The organism is Sphingobacteriales bacterium (genome assembly GCA_016711285.1).
Taxonomy (GTDB): domain Bacteria; phylum Bacteroidota; class Bacteroidia; order Chitinophagales; family UBA2359; genus JADJTG01.
This window is the reverse complement of record JADJTG010000002.1, coordinates 271040-293891: the sequence shown is the minus strand read 5'-3', so window position 1 is coordinate 293891 and position 22852 is coordinate 271040. Positions and strand designations below refer to the sequence as shown.

Annotated in this window: 18 protein-coding genes and 1 tRNA gene; 10 read left to right on the top strand and 9 right to left on the bottom strand. The window is 43.1% G+C overall.

What is annotated here, in order from left to right; genetic code table 11:
- Positions 1–71: 71 nt before the first annotated feature.
- Both IPL35_01430 and IPL35_01425 read right to left on the bottom strand, forming a co-directional pair.
- The gene (locus IPL35_01430) at positions 72–923 is read right to left on the bottom strand and encodes a hypothetical protein (GenBank protein MBK8442139.1); all 852 of its coding nucleotides are present in this window, start codon (positions 921–923) and stop codon (positions 72–74) included.
- Positions 924–1042: 119 nt separating this feature from the next.
- Positions 1043–2797 carry a hypothetical protein gene (locus IPL35_01425; GenBank protein MBK8442138.1) on the bottom strand — a complete coding sequence of 585 codons (1755 nt, stop codon included), beginning with the start codon at positions 2795–2797 and terminating at the stop codon, positions 1043–1045.
- A 250-nt stretch (positions 2798–3047) separates the two neighbouring features.
- On the opposite strand from IPL35_01425, the gene IPL35_01420 reads away from it, so the two are divergent.
- The 8 genes from IPL35_01420 to IPL35_01385 all read left to right on the top strand — a co-directional run bounded on the left by IPL35_01420 (position 3048) and on the right by IPL35_01385 (position 13661).
- Positions 3048–3878, top strand: a complete 831-nt coding sequence (locus IPL35_01420; GenBank protein ID MBK8442137.1) for a hypothetical protein — start codon at positions 3048–3050, stop codon at positions 3876–3878.
- A 242-nt stretch (positions 3879–4120) separates the two neighbouring features.
- Complete coding sequence (locus tag IPL35_01415) at positions 4121–5650, top strand: glutamate--tRNA ligase (GenBank protein MBK8442136.1); 1530 nt, start codon at positions 4121–4123, stop codon at positions 5648–5650.
- Positions 5651–5725: 75 nt separating this feature from the next.
- On the top strand, positions 5726–7687 hold the full coding sequence (locus tag IPL35_01410) for a Na+:solute symporter (GenBank protein MBK8442135.1): 1962 nt from the start codon (positions 5726–5728) through the stop codon (positions 7685–7687).
- Between the two features lie 54 nt (positions 7688–7741).
- Complete coding sequence (locus IPL35_01405) at positions 7742–8818, top strand: hypothetical protein (GenBank protein ID MBK8442134.1); 1077 nt, start codon at positions 7742–7744, stop codon at positions 8816–8818.
- A gap of 54 nt (positions 8819–8872) precedes the next feature.
- Positions 8873–10561: a hypothetical protein gene (locus tag IPL35_01400; protein MBK8442133.1), complete on the top strand. Its 1689-nt coding sequence runs from the start codon at positions 8873–8875 to the stop codon at positions 10559–10561.
- A 94-nt stretch (positions 10562–10655) separates the two neighbouring features.
- Positions 10656–11549, top strand: a complete 894-nt coding sequence (locus IPL35_01395; GenBank protein MBK8442132.1) for a hypothetical protein — start codon at positions 10656–10658, stop codon at positions 11547–11549.
- A 21-nt stretch (positions 11550–11570) separates the two neighbouring features.
- Entirely contained in the window at positions 11571–11948 is a 378-nt protein-coding gene (locus IPL35_01390) for a YraN family protein (GenBank protein MBK8442131.1), read from the top strand.
- Positions 11949–11984: 36 nt separating this feature from the next.
- Positions 11985–13661 carry a hypothetical protein gene (locus IPL35_01385; protein ID MBK8442130.1) on the top strand — a complete coding sequence of 559 codons (1677 nt, stop codon included), beginning with the start codon at positions 11985–11987 and terminating at the stop codon, positions 13659–13661.
- 62 nt (positions 13662–13723) lie between these two features.
- Here IPL35_01385 and IPL35_01380 read toward each other — a convergent pair.
- From IPL35_01380 to IPL35_01355, 6 genes are all read right to left on the bottom strand, one after another.
- Positions 13724–13797 (bottom strand) — tRNA-Arg (locus IPL35_01380).
- A 108-nt stretch (positions 13798–13905) separates the two neighbouring features.
- Complete coding sequence (gene floA / locus IPL35_01375; protein MBK8442129.1) at positions 13906–14871, bottom strand: flotillin-like protein FloA; 966 nt, start codon at positions 14869–14871, stop codon at positions 13906–13908.
- A gap of 80 nt (positions 14872–14951) precedes the next feature.
- Entirely contained in the window at positions 14952–15662 is a 711-nt protein-coding gene (locus IPL35_01370; protein ID MBK8442128.1) for a HAMP domain-containing histidine kinase, read from the bottom strand.
- A gap of 63 nt (positions 15663–15725) precedes the next feature.
- The gene (locus IPL35_01365) at positions 15726–16061 is read right to left on the bottom strand and encodes a hypothetical protein (GenBank protein ID MBK8442127.1); all 336 of its coding nucleotides are present in this window, start codon (positions 16059–16061) and stop codon (positions 15726–15728) included.
- A 163-nt stretch (positions 16062–16224) separates the two neighbouring features.
- Positions 16225–17160, bottom strand: coding sequence for a malate dehydrogenase (gene mdh / locus IPL35_01360; protein MBK8442126.1), 936 nt, complete (start codon positions 17158–17160; stop codon positions 16225–16227).
- A gap of 915 nt (positions 17161–18075) precedes the next feature.
- Positions 18076–18567: a hypothetical protein gene (locus tag IPL35_01355; protein MBK8442125.1), complete on the bottom strand. Its 492-nt coding sequence runs from the start codon at positions 18565–18567 to the stop codon at positions 18076–18078.
- Positions 18568–19141: 574 nt separating this feature from the next.
- Between IPL35_01355 and IPL35_01350 the strand changes: the two genes are divergently transcribed.
- Positions 19142–20104, top strand: a complete 963-nt coding sequence (locus IPL35_01350) for a hypothetical protein (GenBank protein ID MBK8442124.1) — start codon at positions 19142–19144, stop codon at positions 20102–20104.
- Positions 20105–20148: 44 nt separating this feature from the next.
- Complete coding sequence (locus tag IPL35_01345) at positions 20149–20769, top strand: FMN-binding negative transcriptional regulator (protein ID MBK8442123.1); 621 nt, start codon at positions 20149–20151, stop codon at positions 20767–20769.
- A gap of 59 nt (positions 20770–20828) precedes the next feature.
- Here the strand turns inward: IPL35_01345 and pulA are convergent, their stop codons facing one another.
- Entirely contained in the window at positions 20829–22817 is a 1989-nt protein-coding gene (pulA, locus tag IPL35_01340; GenBank protein MBK8442122.1) for a type I pullulanase, read from the bottom strand.
- Positions 22818–22852: the final 35 nt, after the last annotated feature.

Genomic DNA, 22852 nt, shown 5'->3' with positions numbered 1-22852 from the left:
TGCCGCCGTGCGTTGGGTTTGCGGGCTGGCTGTTCGGCGGTATGGACAGCAAGCCTTTGTTCTGCGATTTGTTAAATTCTACTATTTTTCAAATTTCGGATACTTGAATCTACTCTGTCTAACTCCTTTTGTAGTCCATTATCATAGATTTTTCTCACAATATTGTTCAATGAACTTTCTTCTTCCGTGATTTCCAATTTCTCTTGCTTTGTCAGGTAATTCATAAATAAAAGTACGGTTTCTTTACGTTTTGCCAAATTTCTTTTATCATACCCTTTGTCAATAGGGAAAGCTTGTCGTATCTTGCTATATTCATCGGCATCAAAAATGGGAGTATCTTGAAGAACTAAATCAATGTACCCAAAATTGCACACTAAAACTGTAATGTAATATACTCCTTTATATGAAACACAAATATTTTGTTCTTGCTGTAATTCAATATCAACTTCTCTATCTGATGTGCTATCATCAGTTTCTATCATTCTGTATTTCAGTAAGTCATTGAGTTCGTCAATTATTATACTATTTTTATAACCCATGTTCGTGAACTTTTCGACAAGTTGGCTTACGGGCAATAATTTTTCGGAATAGCCTAAGTGCTCTGCTCTGTCTGAAAGGTATTTTATTATTTTATACTTTAAAAAATGACTTCTACTGCCATAAACAGGATTAAAGATGTTGTTTACTTTGCTACGTTTTTGATTATAGTATTTCTTATTTTCTAATGCAGTGGATTTCAAAAATTCCCAAAAAGGAATAGGGTTGGGAGCATTTGGTGAAACTTTTTGCCTAATCACATACTCGCTAACTTTTGTGTGTCCTGATAATAAGAAGTGTTTGAAAATCTCTAACCCTTCACGTATATTAGGGTATGTAGTTGCTTCAAGGAAATCCAGCATTTTAAAGTTTTCCTCTCCAAACAATGATTGTTTTACACTCAACAAGAAATCTCTAACAGAATCATTATCTATTTCAAGTGTTAGGCTATTGCCAACATTTCCTATTGTCTTGCCTTCAATTTTTAGGCTTTTAAGTGCATAATCTATTCTTTTTGCAAAACTTCTTTGTACGGCGGGGCAGTAACGTGATAGACATTACTAGCGAAAGCATCAAACGGAGGTTGATTACGCCATTGATAATAATACCCCTCACGCAAAGAGATAATTACCCCACATTTTGCCTTTCGATTTATACTTTGAGCAAAAAGAAATGCCTTCCTTTGAATATTAAACTCAAATTGGTCTGCATTGTCAAGCACAAGACACAACCGTAAAGCCCGTTCTCGAAGTAAATATTCAGAAACCTTGATAAAGTGATTTTCTGTATTTTGAATACTTGTTTCTAAAAAACCATTAAGAAGTTGGTTATACCTTTCAGTATTCGCTTTCTTATCATCTACCCAAGTCCCTTCGTCGTTTCTCTTTATCTCTGTTATATAAATCCTTTTCAATACTTTTTGGGTATGCAACTCAAATTCGGGGTAGTTTTCATACAAAGCATTTAAGGCATCCTTTGTTACAACTTGGCTTATCCGAGTAACATCTTCTTCCACATATCTCCTAAAATCAATGTAAACAAATGGTCGTTTCTTCAAAAAATCGGCTGAAAATGATACTTTGAATAAAAAGTTGATGAACGTGGTTTTTCCTGCGCCTTTTGAGCCAACAATAATTATAGGTCGAGGCGGCTCAATATCTCTCAATCCAATCGGATGTGTTTCTAATTCCCTCTTTATTTGTCCAGCCAAGTTTTTAGTATTTCTTACTGGGCTAACTTCGGCAAGTTTGGGTGGTCTATCCCCAAATAATTTTTCAATGTCATCCTTATTTTTTTTAATCTCTTCGTTTTCAATAAAACATTCTTCGATGAGTTCCCTGTTGTCTAAAACTTCATATTTATATATCTCACTAAAAACTTCATTTAGAACAGGATTTAAGTTAGAACTCAGGTCATTTCTGACAAGTTCTTCATCTTTATTTGCAAGAGATGATAATATTGTTTGCCCCTTTGTTTCATTTTCATCAAATAATACTATGCTGCCCTTTTCAACTATTGCAAATTTAGAAAGCAAGTTGTAAAATTCTACGAACCTATTCTCAATATCATCTATCCCGTTAAAAATGATACATTTATTCTTCTGCCAATCTGTTCCGTCAGAATTTATGAATTTAGAAATTATAAATTGCCTACCATTTGAAATTATACCAAACTGCAATCCCACCTCAAATAGATATTGCCTTATTTGCATTACAACATCAGGATTCTGCCCTTTAAAAGTTCCAAGTGATAAGTTTTTGTGTCTGATGGGCAAAATAAATTCTACAAATTGTTTTTTTGCTTCTATTACAAACTGAAAGCCCGGTATAGAAAATAAATAGTCATAATACCCGACCTCAACGAATTTTTCACGGTCAATATCATTTTCAGACCAGCCGAGTACATTTTTACACAAGTCGTCAAGCAACTTAGACCGAGTATCAGCCTCCGTAAGGTCGCTATTTTTATAGCCCTGATACGCGGTTTTAAAAACATCAAAACTTTGTTTTGCTTGGTCGATATTTATCATTTTATCTTTTTTTGATTTGTTGTATTTGAGGGTGTCACATTTTGCCAATAATGCCTTAGTAGAAGGATTCGGATAGGATTTTATGCCTATCTTTTTGCCTTCGTCTTTATAGTGCAATGGAAAAATCTGTAAGCTTTGCATAGTATTGGCTTTACTATGATAAAGGTAGGGAAATATTATTTTATATGTATCTGTTTTTTTTTTAATTTCTGTATTTCTGATTTTTTCCAAAAAAAACCTGACATTGTTTCTTTGTACTTTTCTAATCAAAAAAATGCTGCTTTTCTTTCTTTTTTTTAATAATGTTATTATATACATGACCCTCGGCATATTTACAATACTTATTCTGTTTTTTTGTAATATAAATACTTGGTGAGTGCTGCTCCACGCCCAATCACCCCAACTTTGACAAAGTTATAACTTTGTCAAAGTTAAAAAATGCCTGCATTTGTCGTGGGCATTGTTGCATTTGTCGTGAGCATTGTTGCATTTACCTTTTGCATTGCCGCATTTACCTTTTGCATTGCCGCATTTACCTTTTGCATTGCCGCATTTACCTTTTGCGGTGCCGCATTTACCTTTTGCGGTGCCGCATTTATCATTTGCGGTGCCGCATTTATCATTTGCGGTGCCGCATTTATCATTTGCGGTGCCGCATTTATCATTTGCGGTGCCGCATTTATCATTTGCGGTGCCGCATTTACCTTTTGCGGTGCTGCATTTACCTTTTGCAGTGCCGCATTTACCTTTTGCAGTGCCGCATTTACCTTTTGCAGTGCCGCATTTACCTTTTGCGGTGCCGCATTTACCTTTTGCGGTGCCGCATTTACCTTTTGCGGTGCCGCATTTACCTTTGCGGTGCCGCATTTACCTTTTTGCGGTGCCGCATTTACCTTTTGCGGTGCCGCATTTACCTTTTGCGGTGCCGCATTTACCTTTTGCGGTGCCGCATTTACCTTTTGCGGTGCCGCATTTACCTTTTGCGGTGCCGCATTTACCTTTTGCGGTGCCGCATTTACCTTTTGCGGTGCCGCATTTGCCTTTTGCGGTGCCGCATTTGCCTTTTGCGGTGCCGCATTTACCTTTTGCAGTGCCGCATTTACCTTTTGCAGTGCCGCATTTACCTTTTGCAGTGCCGCATTTACCTTTTGCAGTGCCGCATTTACCTTTTGCAGTGCCGCATTTACCTTTTGCAGTGCCGCATTTACCTTTTGCAGTGCCGCATTTACCTTTTGTAGTGCCGCATTTACCTTTTGTAGTGCCGCATTTACCTTTTGTAGTGCCGCATTTACCTTTTGTAGTGCAACTTTGACAAAGTTCCAACTTTGTCAAAGTTAAAAAACTGTCGCTTATGTCGTGGGCGGTGCAACTTTGACAAAGTTAAAAACTGCTGCCGCCGCAAACACTCCAACTTCATCAAAACTAAAAAACTTTGTGTGCTTTCATTTCCTACAACGATTATTCCTTTGTATAGTGAATTTTAAAAAATCATCTGCTACCTTTGCAGCGATAATTTAATATTTATTTAATACTTCTTTAATTGTACGAATGAATTTGCTTCGCCCTGTAAGAACACGCTACGCGCCTTCGCCTACTGGTTTTCAGCACATCGGAGGTTTGCGCACAGCCTTGTATTGCTATCTTTTTGCCAAAAAGCATCAAGGAACTTTGGTGCTTCGTATTGAAGATACCGACCAAAAACGCTATGTGGCAGGAGCCGAGCAATATATTTTAGATGCGTGCCAGTGGGTAGGCATTGAGTTTGACGAAAGCCCCATTGTAGGCGGTGCTTTTGGTCCGTATCGCCAAAGTGAAAGACGGCATATTTATAAAGAGTACATAGCCATACTCCTGCAAAACGGCGGTGCTTATTATGCCTTTGACAGTGCCGAAAGTTTGGAGCAACTCCGCCAAAGCCACGAGGCAGCGGGCGGCTCTTTTACCTACAACGCCCTCAACCGTCTGCAACTCAACAACAGCCTCACGCGCTCCGCCGATGAAGTGGCTGAACTGCTGCGCAAAGGTGCGGATTATACGGTGCGCCTCAAAACTCCCGAACAGCCCGAAGCCATCACTTTTTATGACCAAGTGCGCGGCGAGGTGACTTTCCAAAGCAGCGAAATTGACGATAAAGTATTATATAAATCTGACGGCTGGCCTACTTATCATCTGGCAAATGTAGTGGACGACCACCTGATGCAGATCAGCCATGTGGTGCGCGGCGAAGAGTGGCTTTCTTCTACGCCTTTGCATGTGTTGCTTTACCGCTATTTTGGGTGGAGCGATACCATGCCGCAATTTGCACACCTGCCTTTGCTGCTCAACCCCGGCGGGCGCGGCAAACTCAGCAAACGCCACGCCGACCAGTTGGGATTTCCGGTATTTCCTTTGGCGTGGAGCAATGCCGCCACCAGCGAAAGTTCCAACGGCTTCCGCGAAATGGGTTTCAGACCCGCCGCTTTCACCAATTTTTTGGCTTTACTCGGCTGGAACGATGGTAGCGAGCGCGAAATTTTTAGTATGGACGAACTCATCGCCGCTTTTGATTTGGAGCGGGTACACAAAGCGGGTGCAAAATTTGATTTTGATAAAGCCAAATGGTTCAATGCCCAATATCTCAAAAATACACCCGACGAAATACTGACAGAAGACCTGCTGCATGACAAGCAGGCGCAGGGCAAAAGCAGAGCTTTTTTGCAGGAAGCTATCGGTATGTATAAAGACCGCCTCACATTTTTGCACGAATTTTGGGAAAATACCACTTTTTTGTTCGAAGCCCCCAAAACCTACGACACCGAAGCCCTGCGCAAATCGTGGAAAGACGATACCGCCGAACATTTGAGCCAACTCAAAAACCGTTTTGAGCAGTTGCCCGTTTTTGATGCCGCTTCTGTGGAGCAATGTATCAAAGATTATGCTGCCGAAAAAAACATTAAAATGGGCGCACTGATGCCGCCTTTGCGCTTGGCACTCACGGGCATAGGCGGCGGAGCTTCTTTGCCGCATATCGCCGCTTTGATAGAGCGTTTTGAGGTGGTGAAGCGTATAGATAACGCGCTGCAAAACTGGCAAAATTTGTTGTAACTGTTTTTAAATATTTATCTAAATAGCTCATTTTAAATACTTTATCCCTTACTTACCGAACTTCTACTTTCATACATGCTCACTTATATTGATTGGATACTCATTGTTGCTTATTTGGTGATTTCTTTGGTCATCGGTTTAAGATACAGCAAGCAGGCAGGTAAAGACCTCTCTTCCTATTTTTTAGGTGGGCGCAATTTGTCGTGGTGGTTGGCGGGTTTGTCGATGGTTGCCACTACTTTTGCCGCCGATACGCCCTTAGCCGTTGCCGAAATTGTAGGCAACAACGGCATTTCGGGCAATTGGCTGTGGTGGTGCTTTTTGTCGGGCGGTATGCTCACTACTTTTTTCTTCGCCAATTTGTGGCGGCGTGCGGAGGTACTCACCGAAGTAGAACTCATAGAGTTGCGCTATGCCGGCAGAGCCGCCGCTTTTTTGCGCGGTTTTAAAGCAATTTATTTGGGGCTTTTTATGAATATGCTCATCATTGCGTGGGTAAATGTGGCATTGATGACGATATTGCAGGGAATTTTCGGCATATCTCAGCAAGCAGCCTTGCTATATTGCGGTGCTGCGATGCTGCTCACCACTTTTTATGCTTCTTTGTCGGGCTTGATGGGCGTTGCCGTTACCGATGCGCTGCAATTTGTGATAGCGATGCTGGGCTGTGTGGTGTTAGCGGTATGGGTGGTGAACTCGCCCGAAATCGGCGGCATTGACGGACTGATAGCAAAAGCTCCGGCAGGCAGCCTCAATTTTTTGCCCGTTTTGGGGAGTAGCGATTCCAATATAATGTCGTTGAGTATGGCAGCTTTTGTGGCTTTTTTCGGTATGATGTGGTGGGCGAGTTGGTATCCGGGGGCAGAGCCGGGTGGGGGCGGTTATGTGGCGCAGCGTTTTATGAGTGCCAAAAACGAACGCCATGCAGTGCTGGCGACTTTGTTTTTTCAGATGGCGCATTATTGTCTGCGCCCTTGGCCCTGGATTTTGGTGGGTTTGTGTGCTATTTCTTTATACAATATTCCCAACAATGTAAAAGATACCGCTTTGCGCAGCGAAATACAACAATTGCAACAAAGCTATCCCGCCGTCAAAGATGAAGTATTTATAAAAGATGCCGCCGCTTTAGATGCTTTGGCGCAGAGCAATCCCGCTATTGCTCCGGCAATTCCGCAAATCAAACAAATCAGCAGTGCCTTACACACACAGGCAGCAAATGACAAAGATTTGCAAGAAGCCCTCACTTTTACCCAAAATAAGCGGCTGGGCTACATTTATGCCATGAAAGATTATTTATCCGCCGGCTGGTTGGGCTTATTGTTGGTGGCATTTTTGGCAGCTTATATGAGCACCATTGCTACACAACTCAATTGGGGAGCGGGCTATTTGGTCAATGATTTTTATCATCGCTTTGTCAATCCCAACGCTTCGCAAGCTGCTTTGATAACGATGTCGCGCTTGGCAACTTTATTGCTGATGGGTTTGGGCTTGCTTACATCTTTATATGTGGAAAGCATTTCGGGAGTATGGCAATTTATGATGGAATGTGGTGCAGGATTGGGTTTGGTATTAATTTTGCGATGGTATTGGTGGCGTATCAATGTATGGAGCGAAATTACGGCAAGTATTGCGCCTTTTGTGGCTTATGCTTTCTCTAAGTTTATCTTAAAATGGGAATTTCCGTACAGTTTTTTCTTTACGGTTTCATTCACCACCATCGCTTGGCTCACGGCTACTTTTCTTACTGCCCCCGAACCCAGCGCACATTTGCTCAATTTTTACAAAAAAGTACGCCCCGATGGAGCTTGGGCTCCGATGCGTGCCCTCACGGGAGCTTCCGGCGAATACTCGCGCAACAATCTGTGGTATTTGGGTATGGCGTGGTTGGCTTCGGTAGTGATGATATACGCTATTTTGTTGCTCACCGGAAAACTGATTTTTAAGCAATGGACGGTCAGTATGCAGTTGGCGGGAGTAGCAGTGGTAGCTTTTATCGTCTTACAATTTGCTTTGGGCAAAACACGCATCTTGAAGTAGGTTACACCATTTGGTTGATATATTGTGCGTAAAAAAATAATATTTCCTCCTTTTGTGCCATATCGCAAAAGGCTTTTTGGAATAGCCCTGCTTTGCTGGTCTGTATGGTTTTATACCGCCTGCAAAGAAGAGATACCCGCGCCGGCAGCAATGATTGCAACTGCCGTTGAAGAAATACCGAGCGATAAAATAAGCTTGGGTAAGTATTTTTTTTACGACAAACGGCTTTCTACCGCCCAAAAAACAGCCTGCTCCACCTGCCACGCTCCGCATTTTGCTTTCACCGATGGCTACCGCCGTTCTTTTACGCCTACCATGGAGCGCACAGCACGCAACAGTTCCACGCTTATCAATAGCGGTGCTATGCAGTTTTTTAATTGGGCAAATCCCGATTTGCAGCGTTTTGAACAACAATTCCGTCACCCGCTTTTTATCAATATTCCTTTGGAAATGTTGGAAAAAGCTGCCGATAGTACCTTCATTTTGAAACGTTTTCAGCAAGATGCCGTATATCAGCAGGCAATCCGTCAATTATATCCCGACAACAAAGACACCCTCTCGTGGGCGATGGTTTTTGATGCTTTGGCGGCGTTTTGCGGCAGTTTGAGCAGCTACGCTTCGCCCTACGACCGCTTTTTGCAAAATGGCGATAGCTCCGTATTGAGTGCGGCGGCGTGGCGCGGCAAGGCTTTGTTTTTTTCGCAGAGGCTGCAATGCGCCACCTGTCATAGCGGCAATAATTTCAGTGCCGCCACCCTTGCCGCCGCCGACCACAACACCGCCTTTGCCAATATCGGAACGGCAGGGGCAGACGATGCGGGCGTGGCAACCAAAAGCGGCAAGCCGCAGGACAAAGGGCGATTTCGGATTCCTACTTTGCGCAACCTTTCTTTTACAAGCCCCTATCTGCACGATGGCAGTGCCGAAACCTTAGAAGCCGCAATAAAGGCGCATCAACCACTTGCACGGCAGCCGTATTTGGATAAACGCCTGCCCGCTTTTGCGCTCACCGATGCAGAACAACAATCTTTGGCAGCCTTTTTGTACGCACTCAATGATAGCACTGTTTTAAATAATCCGGCTTTTCAAAAGCCTTCTTATTTTTCGCAAAAAAACGAACAAAACTATTAGCCGGAGTTTATCTTTTATTTGATTGAAGTTATTTTTTTATTTATATATATCAAAATGTCAGTTCATTATTTTTTCGGTAAAAAAAACACAGCCTGTTTTATTTTTTTAAGTTGTTGTTTTATAATAGCGGCGAGTACGCTATCATGTGAAAATAAAAGCACCTCCGCTGCCACCTATTCGGGTAATTTATTAGAGGCTCGCAAACAGCACGTTGCAGAAGTATTGGCTTCGGAAACACCCATTATTACCTTGGATAAATCTGTAATAGGGGCAGAGGCATATCAGGCACAAACCATTGCGCTCGGCAGCAGCGAGTTTAAAAAGAATTTGTTTGACAGCAAACACACTCCTTATAAAAATGAAATTTTTCAGGTACGCCCTTTGGCAGCTTCCGACCGCGTGAGTGCCAATGTAAATTGTGGCGATGGTACTTGTTACAAAGTGGAAATGTATAATTACGCACTCAATATCACTACGCTTGCCATCATTGACCTCAAAAAAGAACGTGTCTTGCGTACCATTGAGTACCCCGATATGCAGCCTGAGCTACCCGAACACTTAGTAAAATTAGCGGTATATATCGCCAACGAATCGCCGGAAGTGCAGGCGGCGGTGGGCGGCAAACCCAACGAAGACAAAGCCATTATGGAGCGCACCAAAACCGCCCTCAACAACAGCCGTTGTGAGCGTTCGCAGCATTTGTGTGTAGCTCCTACCTATGTGCTCGAACCCAAAGCATTATGGGCTATCGTGGATTTGACCGATGAAAATATGGTGGGTACGCGCTGGACAGAGGTGGGCAATACCGGCTTGCGCATCACAGAACGCCGCTTGCAAAACGATTTTATCACCGAAGAATACTGCGAAAAAGAACATACTTTGGAGCGAGACGGCTGGACACTGAAATATATGATGACCTCCTCTGATGGATTGATGATATATGATGCAGCCTATAAGGGTGCATCTGTCATCAACAGCCTCAAATTGGTGGATTGGCACGTCAATTATTCCAGAACCGAAGGCTTCGGCTACAGCGATGCAGTGGGCTGCCCTTATTTCAGTTCGGCAGCGGTGGTGGCAGTAGAAGCTCCCAACATTCAGCCTTTGGTACAAAAAGGCGACACGGTAGGCTTTGTGATAGTGCAAAGTTATTGGAGCGAAGGTTGGCCCGCGCCGTGCAACTACAATTATCAGCAAAAATTTGAATTTTATAAAGACGGCAGTTTCCGTCCGGCGGCGGCGAGTATAGGCAGAGGCTGCGGCACAGACGGCATTTACCGACCCGTACTCCGTATTGCGCTGAATGGCGCACAGCAGGAATTTTCGGAGTTTGAAAGCGAAAATAAATGGAAAAAATGGCAAAAGGAACAATGGAAATTACAAGATGCCGCCACCCCTTTGTCGGAGCAGGGATTTCAGTATCAGGTGCAGCAAAAAGGAAAATGGCAATACGCCATAGAACCCGGCAGGGGGCAGTTTGATGACGGCGGGCGCGGCGACCAAGCATTTTTATATGTCACCAAAGACAACCCTCAAAAAGAGGAAGGAACTATGGATTTGCCCACCATCGGTCCTTGTTGCAATACCGATTACCGCCAAGGTCCCGAAAAATTCATCAACAACGAATCTGTTGAGCAGCAGCCTCTTGTGATTTGGTATGTACCTGAAATGCACAACGACAATGCACCCGACGAGAGTATTGCTGGGCAGAGCGCGTGCCTGAAAACGGAATTTTGTAAATAAAGTTTATCCCTGCTATTCGGGTGCGAAATTTGTGTATCAACCTTTGTAAAAAAAACTGCCAACTTTTTCTTTTAAAATGTATTATACCAATAATATGAAATGGTTTGTAATGCTGCTCCTATTGGGCTGCAATACTTGGAACGGAACAGTAGCTGTCGCACAACAAGAATGTGCCGGAGTTCCGAAATTTATCACCAAATTTGGTTTCAACCCGCAATCTACGGCATTGAGTACCGATGAAAAAAACATCATCGGTTTTGCCATAAAGGATACCAAAAATCCCCGCCGCCCACCTTTTCAGCACGAAACCTGGGACGATGCCGGCACAATGGCGAATATTGTACGCGACCCCGAAGGCAATTGTTTTTCTTATCCTGTTCCTTCTGTGAATACGCTCACCAATCCGCCCCTCAAACAAAATATATTGTATCGTATTGATAGTAATACAGGCATAATGGAACCTTTTATAGAATTACCCGCCGGAGCAAAAAAATCTGCCGAAAACCCTTTTGGCATTTTGGGTACTACCTACGATTGCCATACAAACTATATATATGTAGCTTCGGTATATCACTCCGACCGCAAAAATGAGCGCGGCGTGATTTATTGTATAGATGTGAAGCAGAGAAAAATTGTGGATAAGTTGGAAAATATAGATGCGATAGGGCTATTGGTGATGACGGGAGGAGGGCTTAAAAAATTACTTTTTGGAAAAGCACGCAGCTCAGAAGTGTGGAGTGTGGATTTGACAATGGACGGTAAATTTGCAGGAAACCTTGCGAGTGAATTTACTTTGGATAATTTGGGACCGCGCGGCGACGACCGTGTTCGCAAAATAAAATTTGACCCGCAAACCAAAGATTTATTGATATTCGGTACAGAATTTTATTATACTCTCATTGCACCCAGCAAAGACCAAGCCGCTATTTATCGTTTTCGCTTGAACACTACCAACGGGCAGTGGCAATTTGCCGGTATTGAACCCTAATAACAACGAACAACTATGCCGATTACACCGCACCACGAATTGGGGAAGCAAGGAGAAGCGGCGGCGGTTGCTTTTTTAGAAAAAAAAGGTTATCGTATCATTGAACGCAACTGGCGACACCAACGCAACGAAATAGATATTATCGCGCAATACGGCGATACACTGTTGGTATTGGTGGAGGTGAAAACACGCGCTACCGATTTTTTCGGTTTTCCTGAAACGATGCTCACCGCCGCCCAGCAAAATCGCCTCGCTCAGGCTGCTGCCGCTTATATAGAACAACAGCAATGGCAACACGAACTTCGCTTTGATATAATGGCAATTACACAATTGCCGCAATATCCTCATTGGCACATTCATCACATAGAAGATGCTTTTTATCCGAATAGTTGGCAATAATCTGCTATCTTTGTACGGTTTGCCGCCTTTTGTGATATGTTGAAAGACCTTGAACGCATTTTTCGTCCTTTATTGCTGCCCGAAAACAAAGCGCAGCGATATACCGCCATTATTATCTGCTTCTTTTTATTGTTGGTAGTATGGCGTGCCTGCAAATTTTGGGATACTCCGCCACCCATTGATCTATACAATGCCCGTGTGGAAACTCTGCTGCACAACCAGCAGGTTTCGGCATTTCGCCGCTTTGAGATGGCGGATAGTCTGGAGCAATTTTACGAAAAAAATAATATCGGTTTCTCTGACAGCGACTTGCTGCCTGTCGTAAAACAAAAACGCAGTCAGATACTCAACAACCAAGTAGATTGGCTCATTGATGCCAACAGCGAACTCACCCGCAATGATACTTCTTCTTTTGAAACACTCTTTCAGCAAGCGCAATATTTGCAGAAAAAAGCTGATTTTTTACACTTAAAAGTAAAAGAGCGCAGCCCCGAAATTGTGCGTATCAAAGAGAGTTTGGGCGTATTGTATCGCAATTTTGAGGTGGAGCGCAGCGAATTTATGCGCCTCACTCATTTGATTGACGCACTGGCAAGTGCCGATGAAAAAATCGCTGCCGCCAACGACTATTTACAAAAATATCCCAATGCCAAAGCCCGCAAAACCGTACTCGACATACGCGGCGAGTGTGCACTCAAAGCTTGCCGCGAATTATTGCTGCAAAACCCGCAGCGTATGGATTATTTCAATCAGGCATTGAGCAAAAGCGAACAACTCAAAACTTATTTTACCCGTTCAAGTCAGGATTCTGCTTTGCAGGTCATCACCGATTCGCTGAAAACACAACAAGGTGTGTTTCTTGTGGAGTGGTGCAGAAAAGGTGATATGGCTCCGGTGCGGCATAGCGTAAAAAATAGTACGGTGGCGCGTTTGTTGGATCAAGCGGCTTTTTGTGGTGAGTTGAAAAAATCGCTGTATGTTGCTTCTTTCGCTGCCGAATTAGACCGCCTCGCCGCCTCCAAAAAATTGCGTGCCGACAGTGTAGCTCTGGTGTATATTCGTCAGTTGGAGCGCACAACAGCCCAGGATTTCAACGAACTGAGCAATACCTTAGCCGATGCCTCCAAGATGTCGCAAAGCCTCAGTGCCGCCCAAGCCCGCCAAGAAGCTCAACAACTCATCAGTCGTTTGGAGCAGCAACGCGAAAATTTGTTGGTGACAGACTGTGAACAAAAGCTCAAAGGAATTGAAAAATTATCTTTGTACAGTATGAATAAGTTGGTGGCAGAATATGAAGATAAAAAGAAAAAAATGCTCACTACCGCCGCCGCCATAGGTCGCTGCGAAACCTGCATTGCCACCATGCGCAATCAGCGCGAAAAACTCTTGGATAAACTGTTAGATGATGAAATTGCGAAGCAAAAGAAAGATTTTAAGCAGGAATGTATTAAATATTTGGAAAAACAATATGCTTCTTGCAAAAATGCTTCAAAATTTGCAGACTTCGTGGGCGAGAATATAGAAAAAGGCAAAGCCATAGAAGTGAGCGGCGGCAGCAAACAAACCTTTAAAGTATTGTACAGCATTGATGCCAAAAACGGCAAATCGTGTCAGGCTGCCCGCCATAAAGCCTTTGTGGAATTTGAGGTATTTTTGGATAATGCCAAGGGCGTGAGCAGCGTACAAAGTGCCAAAAGTTTACCGAAGAAATAAAAAAAGCGTCTGAAACAAAAAATGCTTCAAACGCTTGATAAATTTGCTATAGTGCTATGTTGTGAACCTGAAGGGAGTCGAACCCCTAACCTTTAGATCCGTAGTCTAATGCTCTATCCAATTGAGCTACAGGTCCTACCGTATTATCTCCGAATTACCTTCGTTTTTTTCGGTGGTGCAAAGGTATAATAGTTTTTTTATCTGAGCAAGATTTTACAGAATTATTTTTATTTCTTGTTTAGAGCTATTCATCTTCTTTGTCGCCGGCAATGGCATCGCGCATGTTGGTATCGGCTTTGATGTTTTGGAGGCGGTAATAATCCATCACACCCAAATTGCCGCTTCTGAAAGCATCGGCGATAGCCTGCGGAATTTGCGCTTCTGCCAAAATCACCTTCGCCCGCGACTCCTCTGCCATAGCGCGGTTTTCCTGCTCTGAGGCTATCGCCATGGCGCGGCGTTCTTCGGCTTTGGCTTGTGCGATATTTTTATCGGCATTGGCTTGATCCATCTGCAACTGCGCCCCTATGTTTTTTCCTACATCAATATCTGCAATATCAATGGATAAAATCTGAAAAGCTGTTCCTGCATCTAATCCTTTTTCCAACACTACTTTTGAGATAGAATCGGGATTTTCGAGCACCAATTTATGAGAAAGGGACGAGCCGATAGAACTCACAATACCTTCGCCCACCCGTGCCAGAATAGTAGCTTCGCCCGCACCGCCCACCAAGCGTTTGATGTCGGCTTTCACAGTTACCTGCGCTTTTACAATGAGCTGAATACCGTCTTTTGCCATAGCAGATACATTGGGCGTGTGTATTACTTTGGGATTTACCGACACCTGCACCGCTTCCAGCACATCGCGCCCTGCCAAATCAATGGCTGTCGCCGACTTAAAATCGAGGGGAATATTAGCTTTGTCGGCAGAAATGAGCGCATTGATTACTTTATCCACGCGCCCGCCCGCTAAATAGTGTGCCTCCAAAGCATCGCGGTCAATGTGCAGCCCCGCTTTGGTGGCGTTGATGAGGGCATTGACGATGGTGGTAGGCGGCACTTTGCGCAAACGCATCAAAAAAAGCTGCATCAGTGGCACACGCACCCCCGAAAAAAGAGCAGAAATGTACAATCCCAAAGGGATATAGTGCATAAATACGAAAAAAAGCAAAAATGCACCGATTGCAATAATAAGGGTGAGGATACTCATAGATACTTGTTATTATTTTTTTTGTAAAAATTATGAAAATATCGGGAACACGTTGAAGCAAAAAAACAATGCCTATTTCTCTACTCCGCCACTTCATAAGGCAACTCAAACACAAAAGTAGAGCCTTTGCCCAACTGACTTTTGGCTACAATGCTGCCGCCCTGTAATTCTACTAACTGCTTCACAATGCTCAAGCCGATACCAAAGCCGCGAGTGGCATCGCGAAGCTCGTTCACTTGTTTGAAGGTTTCAAAAATCTGCTGCAAACTCTCCTGCGGAATGCCCACACCGCTGTCGCATACCGTAAATTCTACGATACATTGCTTGCCTTTTTTTCTTTTTAAATTGCTTTTTACCGAAATGGTGCCTTTGGGCGTAAATTTTAGCGCATTATCGAGCAAATTGTATAAAATCTGCGACAATCGCGGCGCATCGCCTTTGAGGAGGCGCGGAATGTCGGAGTCGTATTCGAGGGAGATGGGAACATCGTGTTGTTTGGATTTGTATTCAAATACGGCAAACAGAGAATAAAGGGTTTGTTCCAAAGAAAAAGGGCGCAACTCCAAGCGGAAGCGGTAGCTTTCGGAGCGGGCAAAATGCAACAATTCGTTGAGCATATTGTCCAAGCCGCGCGTGGCATCGTTGAGGGCTTTGAGATAATCTAAGGCTTTGTCGCTGCTGACGTGTTTTTTGAGCAAATAGGCAGTGCCGATAATTTCGGTGAGGGGCAGTTTGATGTCGTGCGCAATTTTGGCGAAATAATCGTGGCGCAGCTCCTGCATTTTTTTCATAAATTCTATTTCTTCTTTATAAGTGGCGGCTTCTTCATCTAAGGAATGGGAGGAGTTTTCGGACTAGCTTTTTTCAAGAAAACAAAAAATGCGGTTGTGGGTTTTTGCGATTTTAATGGTAAAACGCTGTCTTTTTCCGAATTGTGGCAGCAGCACGCGCTCTAAAAAAAGGGATTTTCCTGCCGTCATTTGCTCTATATCGCGGCGCAATGGAGTTAATGGTAATAATACATCGTAAATAGAGGTGAGCATCATCTCCGCCACATTCATCAGCGCATTGTTGGATTCCAACAAATTGCCTTCCGGCGAAGCTACAAATATCTGGGTAGTGCTGTATTGAGCAGCTACTTTATCATCTTGAACAGTAGTAAAAGGGGAGTTTAGTTTAGAAGATGGCACTATACGGTTTTTTTTAAACTTTCAGAAATCAAACAACAACACAATATTAAAGAATTAAACTCAGTTTGTTGCTATTTTTATCAATAAAAAAACTTTTTAAAGCCAAAATTGATATAAAGAATACATCACCGACACCTCTGAGGTGTCGGTGATGTAGGATTTTTTAAAACATTTTCATACCGTCCAATACGTCCATCACGCCTTTTACGGCGTTGGCAGAAGACTGGAGTAATGCTTTTTCGTCATTGTTCAAATCTACTTCAATGATGCGCTCGATACCGTTTTTGCCCAAAACAACAGGCACACCCAAATAGATGTCTTTCAGTCCATATTCGCCCTGCAACCAAGCGCAGCAAGGAAAAATACGGCGTTCGTCTTTGGCGATGGCTTCTGCCATTTGTGCGGCAGCAGAGCCGGGGGCATACCACGCCGAAGTACCCATGAGTTGTACCAATTCGCCGCCGCCTACTTTGGTGCGTTCAATGATGGCGTTGAGGCGGTCGGAGGCGATGAGTTCGGTGACAGGAATACCGGCAACGGTGGTGTAGCGCGGCAGTGGCACCATGGTGTCGCCGTGTCCGCCCATCAGCAGGGCTTGAATGTCTTTGGGCGACACGTTGAGTTCGCTCGCCAAAAAAGCGCGATAGCGGGCGGTGTCCAAAATACCCGCCATACCAAACACGCGGCTGCTGGGCAATCCCGAAGCTAAATAAGCGCAATAGGTCATTACGTCCAAAGGATTGGAAACTACGATAATAACGGTATTGGGCGAGTATTTGACGATTTGCTCTGTCACTGATTTCACGATACCGGCATTGATAGAAATCAAATCATCGCGGCTCATACCGGGTTTGCGTGGCAAGCCGGAAGTGATAACCACAATATCAGAGCCGGCAGTGGCGGTGTAATCGTTGGTAGCACCGGTGATGCGGGTATTGTACATATTGATAGGGGCAGTTTGCCAAAGGTCTAAGCCTTTGCCTTCAGAAATTCCTTCTTTAATATCTAACAAAACTACCTCTTTGGCATAGTCGTTTTGAGCAATTACTTGAGCACAAGTAGCACCCACATTACCCGCACCGATAACAGAAATTTTCATGTTCTTTTTTTATGTTTTTTATGATAAATAGATAATTTATATGTTGAATAAATACAGCACAAAGGTAGGAAAATTTTTGCTGCTTACCTATCAAAAAAAGGACTTTTAATTTGCTGCTCAGAGGGATACAGACTATGAATGAAAATCTGCTTGTTTTTTTGCAGAGCGAGGTAGTATTTTAAACCCAAGAAGCATATAGATGACACAGATTAGGTTGATTCTATCCAATGAAAACAGCAAAAGACCTAAAAAATCTGTGTTCTTATACCATTAAAATATCTATTTGGCATAGTTGTTTTGCAGAGTCGTATCAAAGACAACTCAGAGTCATATCAAAGACAACTCGAGTCATATCAAAGACAACTCGAGTCATATCAAAGACAACTCGAGTCATATCAAAGACAACTCGAGTCGTATAAAAGACAACTCGAGTCGGATAAAAGACAACTCGAGTCGTATAAAAGACAACTCGAGTCGTATCAAAGACAACTCGAGTCGTATCAAAGACAACTCGAGTCGTATCAAAGACAACTCGAGTCGTATCAAAGACAACTCGAGTCGTATCAAAGACAACTCGAGTCGTATCAAAGACAACTCGAGTCGTATCAAAGACAACTCGAGTCGTATCAAAGACAACTCGAGTCGTATCAAAGACAACTCGAGTCGTATCAAAGACAACTCGAGTCGTATCAAAGACAACTCGAGTCGTATCAAAGACAACTCGAGTCGTATCAAAGACAACTCGAGTCGTATCAAAGACAACTCGAGTCGTATCAAAGACAACTCGAGTCGTATCAAAGACAACTCGAGTCGTATCAAAGACAACTCGAGTCGTATCAAAGACAACTCGAGTCGTATCAAAGATAACTCGAGTCGTATCAAAGATAACTCGAGTCGTATAAAAGTAGGCGCAGCCTATTGGTCGTCTGTATTGTCGGGGTGGGATTTTTTGCCGTGTCGGGCGAAGCGCACTCTCAGTTGCTCGTAGAGGGTATCGGTGCCCGGAATGCCCGCTTTAGCCGCTGCTGCCAAAAAGTGGTAGGTGGCGAGGGCTTGTAGGTAGGCTTCGGAGCCGGCGAGCATTTGGGTATCGCGGAGTTTTTCCTGAAGTTGTGAGCAAAGGAGCAGTAATTCATCTAATTGTCGGTAGAGGGTAAAATCTTGCTGCATCTCCTCTACTTTGAGGTAATCAGGCAAGAGATTGGGGTTGTTGTGTGCCACCAATAAGCACTCCTCCACAAAGGCGGCGTTGGTGGTATTTATTTTGGGAAGATTCTTGCGCTCCTGCACGGTGAGGCCGATGAGCTGCAAGAGGCTGTTGAGTTGTTGGAAAGCGTTTTTAGCCGTTGATAAATCGGCTTGGCTGAGGGCAGCGGCATTGAGACGGTTGTTTTGTAAATTGCTCATAGGGCGAAGAAGTGGTTTTTTTGAAAGAATACGTTTATTGGTTTTATAGCGTAAGATTTAAAACCCCACGCTAAGAATGAATGACTATTAAAACCCGAAAATTAGAAAAAAATTGTGGTAATGTTAAGCATTGAATGATAATCTGTGACATAAGTCACTGAAAATAATGCCGCTTGGTTGGGCATTCATCATTCAAAACTAAACACCACCTTAAAACTCCCCACACCTACCAAAAAAACATTTTACAAAACAATGACAAAAAAACTGCTCCGAAATTTGGAGCGTTGAAAAAGATGCGGTTAATTAGTGCCGTTATTATATTTTTAAAAAAAACTTTGCGCCTTAGCGTCTTAGCGGTAAAAAAAAGCTACTAACCGCAAAGATAAATAACAAAAACAACTCTGCGCCTTAGCATCTTAGCGGTAAAAAAAGCTACTAACTGCAAAGATAAATAACAAAAATAACTCTGCGTCTTTGTGTCTTAGCGGTAAAAAAAAGCCACTAACCGCAAAGTCGCAGAGCCGCAAAGAGAAAGAACATAAAAGGCGATATTCTCAATTCTCAATTTTTCCTTATGAATACTCAACAATTTTTATTACTCCCACGTTGGCTGCTGCCGCTTATAGTATGGATATTTACATTATTTACACCGCCGCCCGAAGCCCGCGCCCAAAATACCGCCGAGTTTGCGCCAGTGGGGGCGAAGTGGTGGTATGTACACTACACACAACCTTTTGGACCTTCTTCCTTTAATGATGCTTTTTATGTAGAGTCTCAAAAAGATACCCTTATTAATGGAATTACCTGTCAATACTTAACATCTTCAAATCCTGATGTTTATAGCATTATTTTGCAGGCAGAAAATGGTATAGTGCGTTTTTTTTACGAGGGACAATTTTACGAAATTTATAATTTCAATGCAGAAGTGGGCGATACTATTAATTTGTACAGCTTTCATAACGAAGCCATCTATAAAAATATACTATCTTCAACAGAGTGGGGGCAGCCGCTACAAGGGCAATTTTATGTAGAGAATATTTTTGAAGAAAACGGAGTACCAGCGATGAAAATCAAGTTTCTGAAATGGTTAAATGCTCCCGATAATTATCAATATCCTATTGATTGGAAAGATACAGTTTATTACAATTTCGGTTATTCTTCCTTTATTATACCGACTTATAATATAGATATTGCCGAAAATCATACTTGGTTTGAAATCAATTGTTATGAGTATGATGATATTTTATTGTACAAAAACCCACTATATAATAGCTATCCCTGCGATTATACTGTATCGAATCCGACTGTTTCTGATTTTTATACAAAAATATATTTTATCAATAGAGAAATGTTATGGATAGATACAGACAGACAGGATATGACCTATTACATATATGATACAGAAGGGCAGCACATCAGTAGTGGTATTGTAGAAGATAAACATATTTATATCGCTTTTCCGAATGGATTATATTTTTTGTCATTAAAAGATAAAGAGAATATATCGGTATATTGCACTGAATTTTTTGTATTTTAATATTATTGAAAAACAAAACTTAATTACTCAACCAAGCAAGCAATATGTATATTCCGCGTTTTAACGAGATGAACGATGAAAGTGAGCTTGTAGAATTTATGAAGAAATTTAGTTTTGCCACCATCGTCACCGCCAAACAGCAAGTGCCCACCGCTACGCATTTACCGTTTTATATAGAGCAACGCCCTGAAAATATCGTATTGGTTGCTCATTTTGCAAGAGCGAATACCCAGTGGCAGGATATAGAAAACAATACAGTATTGGTGATATTCAGCGAGCCGCACGCTTATATTTCGCCCACACATTACGAAAAAGAACTGAATGTGCCGACTTGGAATTATGTAGCAGTACACGCTTACGGGCAAGCAAAAATTATTACGGAAACGGAGGCGGTGTTTCAAATACTTGAGAAAACCATACTTACTTACGAAGCCGCCTATCAACAGCAATGGCAGCAGTTACCCGAAGATTATAAGTTGAAATTATCCAAAGGAATTGTAGCCTTTGAAATGACGGTAAATGCACTGGAAGGCAAAAAGAAAATAAGCCAAAACCGAACAGCAGCAGAGCAGGCGAATATTATTGCTTCGCTTTCAAAAAGTGCCGACAGCAACGAAAAACATATCGCGGATTATATGTTGAAAGAACAAAATAAGATACAATAAAGGATATTTATGGTTATCATGATGTGTTTTAATAGACAATAAACTATTTAAAATAAAAACTAATGCTTTAGAATCACCGCTCCGATAGCGGGAATTTGTATAGCGGGTGCATTGCGTTTGCTTAATCCTTTGAGGTTGATTTGTTCGCCTTCTACAATAACGGTGTATTCTTTGTTTTTATAAGTTTCGGGTATCATCACGGTTATTGCCTTTTTGCTGCCGTTGAACAGCACCGAAATATTTTCCCATTCGTCGTTGTTGGCGTGGTTATGCAGCGTATAGGCTACCACCTGAGACGGCATATTTTGCCAAAAACGCAGATGTTTTTGTATCATAGCTTGGTTTTTCAGGCGAAAAGCAGGGTGGGCTTTGCGCAGAGCAATGAGATTTTTGTAAAAAGAAAATACATTTTTGTAAGTGCGCTTGCGACTCCAATCTATTTGGTTCACGCTGTCGGGCGATTGGTAGGAGTTGTGCTCACCGCCTTTGCTACGCAACATTTCTTCGCCGGCATGCAACAACGGCACTCCCTGTGAAGTAAGTACAATAATTTGTGCCAACAAATCCATTTTGATACGTTCTTGTTCGGGGGCATCGGGAGCAGATAGCAATAATTTATCCCAAAGCGTGTGATTATCGTGGCAGGAGCAATAATTGATACATTGATACGGCTCGGCAGCCCAAGCTTTTTTGGAATAATTCACTTGCTCGTAATTAATTTGCTGATGCGTAGTAGCCGCCACGATACCGAATTTCAAACTCTCTTCCAAGCTGTCTTTGCCTTGCACAAAGCCCGGGTCTGTTTCGCTCCACCACCCGCCTTTGATGGCATCGCGCAAATCATCGCTGAAAGCGGCAATGCGCGGCAGCTCGTGGGTATCACTTTTAAGACAACGCTGCTCGGCAGGCAGTGTGCTGTCGCCGCCCGTCCAACCTTCGCCATAAATAAAAATAGTGGGGTCTATTTCGTCCAATGCCGCCCGCACCGCCAACATCGTTTCTTTATCCAACAATCCCATCAAATCAAAACGAAACCCATCTATATGATATTCCTTTGCCCAATACACCACCGACTCCACAATCAGTTGGCGCACCCTAGGCTGCTCGCTGGCAATTTCGTTGCCGCAGCCTGAACCGTTGCTGTAAGTACCATCTTCTTTAAAACGATAATATTGATGAGGAGCTAATTGCTCAAAGAGCGCATCATCGTTGCGGTAGGTATGATTATACACTACGTCCATCACCACCCGTAAGCCGTTTTGATGCAGGGTTTGTACCATTTGTTTCATTTCGTGAATACGCACCGCAGCATCGGCGGGGTCGGTAGAATAAGAGCCTTCGGGAGCATTGTAATTGACAGGGTCGTAGCCCCAGTTGTATTGTGCTTCGTGGAGGCGGCTTTCATCAACAGAGCCGAAATCAAATACCGGAAGCAGATGTAAATGAGTGATGCCCAATTCTTTAAAATGAGCCAATACGGTGCTTTCACCTTCGGGGCTGCGAGTGTCGGCTTCGCATAAGCCGAGAAATTTTCCTTTGTGCTGTACGCCCGAATTGGGGGCGATACTCAAATCGCGTACCTGGGCTTCGTAGAGGATAATGTCGCAAAAATGGGATAAGGGCGGTCGGCGGTCTTGTTCCCAGCCGATGGGGTTGGTGGCGGCGAGGTCAATGATTTGCGCCCGCATACCGTTTGTTCCTACTGCTTTGGCATAGGGGTCGGGTACTGCTTGCCCCCAAGAGCCATCGGCGTATTGAGCTTGAAAGGCATAATATTTTCCTTTCCAGTCGCCTTTCAGTTGCAAGTGCCATACGCCATTTTTTCCTTTTTTTAAATGATGCTCCGCAAATGCTTCTCCGGCTGTTCCTGCTTCGTACAACAACAATTTTAGTGCCCGCACTTCGGGCGACCATACGCTGAATGTGCTTGATTTGACATGGTATTGCAAACCTAAAGGTTCATTTTCTTTGTCAGAAAAATAAGTGTGTAAAAGAGCAGGGAAAGAAATACTTTTTAACATAAACAACGCTGCGAGCAGTAAAATCATCTTATATTTTTATATATTTTGTACAATTCGGGATA

Bases quoted from the DNA above. Each gene is read 5' to 3' on its own strand.
- IPL35_01410 (MBK8442135.1), top strand. From the start codon at position 5,726: ATGCTCACTTATATTGATTGGATACTCATTGTTGCTTATTTGGTGATT.
- IPL35_01400 (MBK8442133.1), top strand. From the start codon at position 8,873: ATGTCAGTTCATTATTTTTTCGGTAAAAAAAACACAGCCTGTTTTATT.
- IPL35_01395 (MBK8442132.1), top strand. From the start codon at position 10,656: ATGAAATGGTTTGTAATGCTGCTCCTATTGGGCTGCAATACTTGGAAC.
- IPL35_01385 (MBK8442130.1), top strand. From the start codon at position 11,985: ATGTTGAAAGACCTTGAACGCATTTTTCGTCCTTTATTGCTGCCCGAA.
- floA (MBK8442129.1), bottom strand. From the start codon at position 14,871: ATGAGTATCCTCACCCTTATTATTGCAATCGGTGCATTTTTGCTTTTT.
- IPL35_01370 (MBK8442128.1), bottom strand. From the start codon at position 15,662: ATGAAAAAAATGCAGGAGCTGCGCCACGATTATTTCGCCAAAATTGCG.
- mdh (MBK8442126.1), bottom strand. From the start codon at position 17,160: ATGAAAATTTCTGTTATCGGTGCGGGTAATGTGGGTGCTACTTGTGCT.
- IPL35_01355 (MBK8442125.1), bottom strand. From the start codon at position 18,567: ATGAGCAATTTACAAAACAACCGTCTCAATGCCGCTGCCCTCAGCCAA.
- IPL35_01350 (MBK8442124.1), top strand. From the start codon at position 19,142: ATGAATACTCAACAATTTTTATTACTCCCACGTTGGCTGCTGCCGCTT.
- IPL35_01345 (MBK8442123.1), top strand. From the start codon at position 20,149: ATGTATATTCCGCGTTTTAACGAGATGAACGATGAAAGTGAGCTTGTA.
- pulA (MBK8442122.1), bottom strand. From the start codon at position 22,817: ATGATTTTACTGCTCGCAGCGTTGTTTATGTTAAAAAGTATTTCTTTC.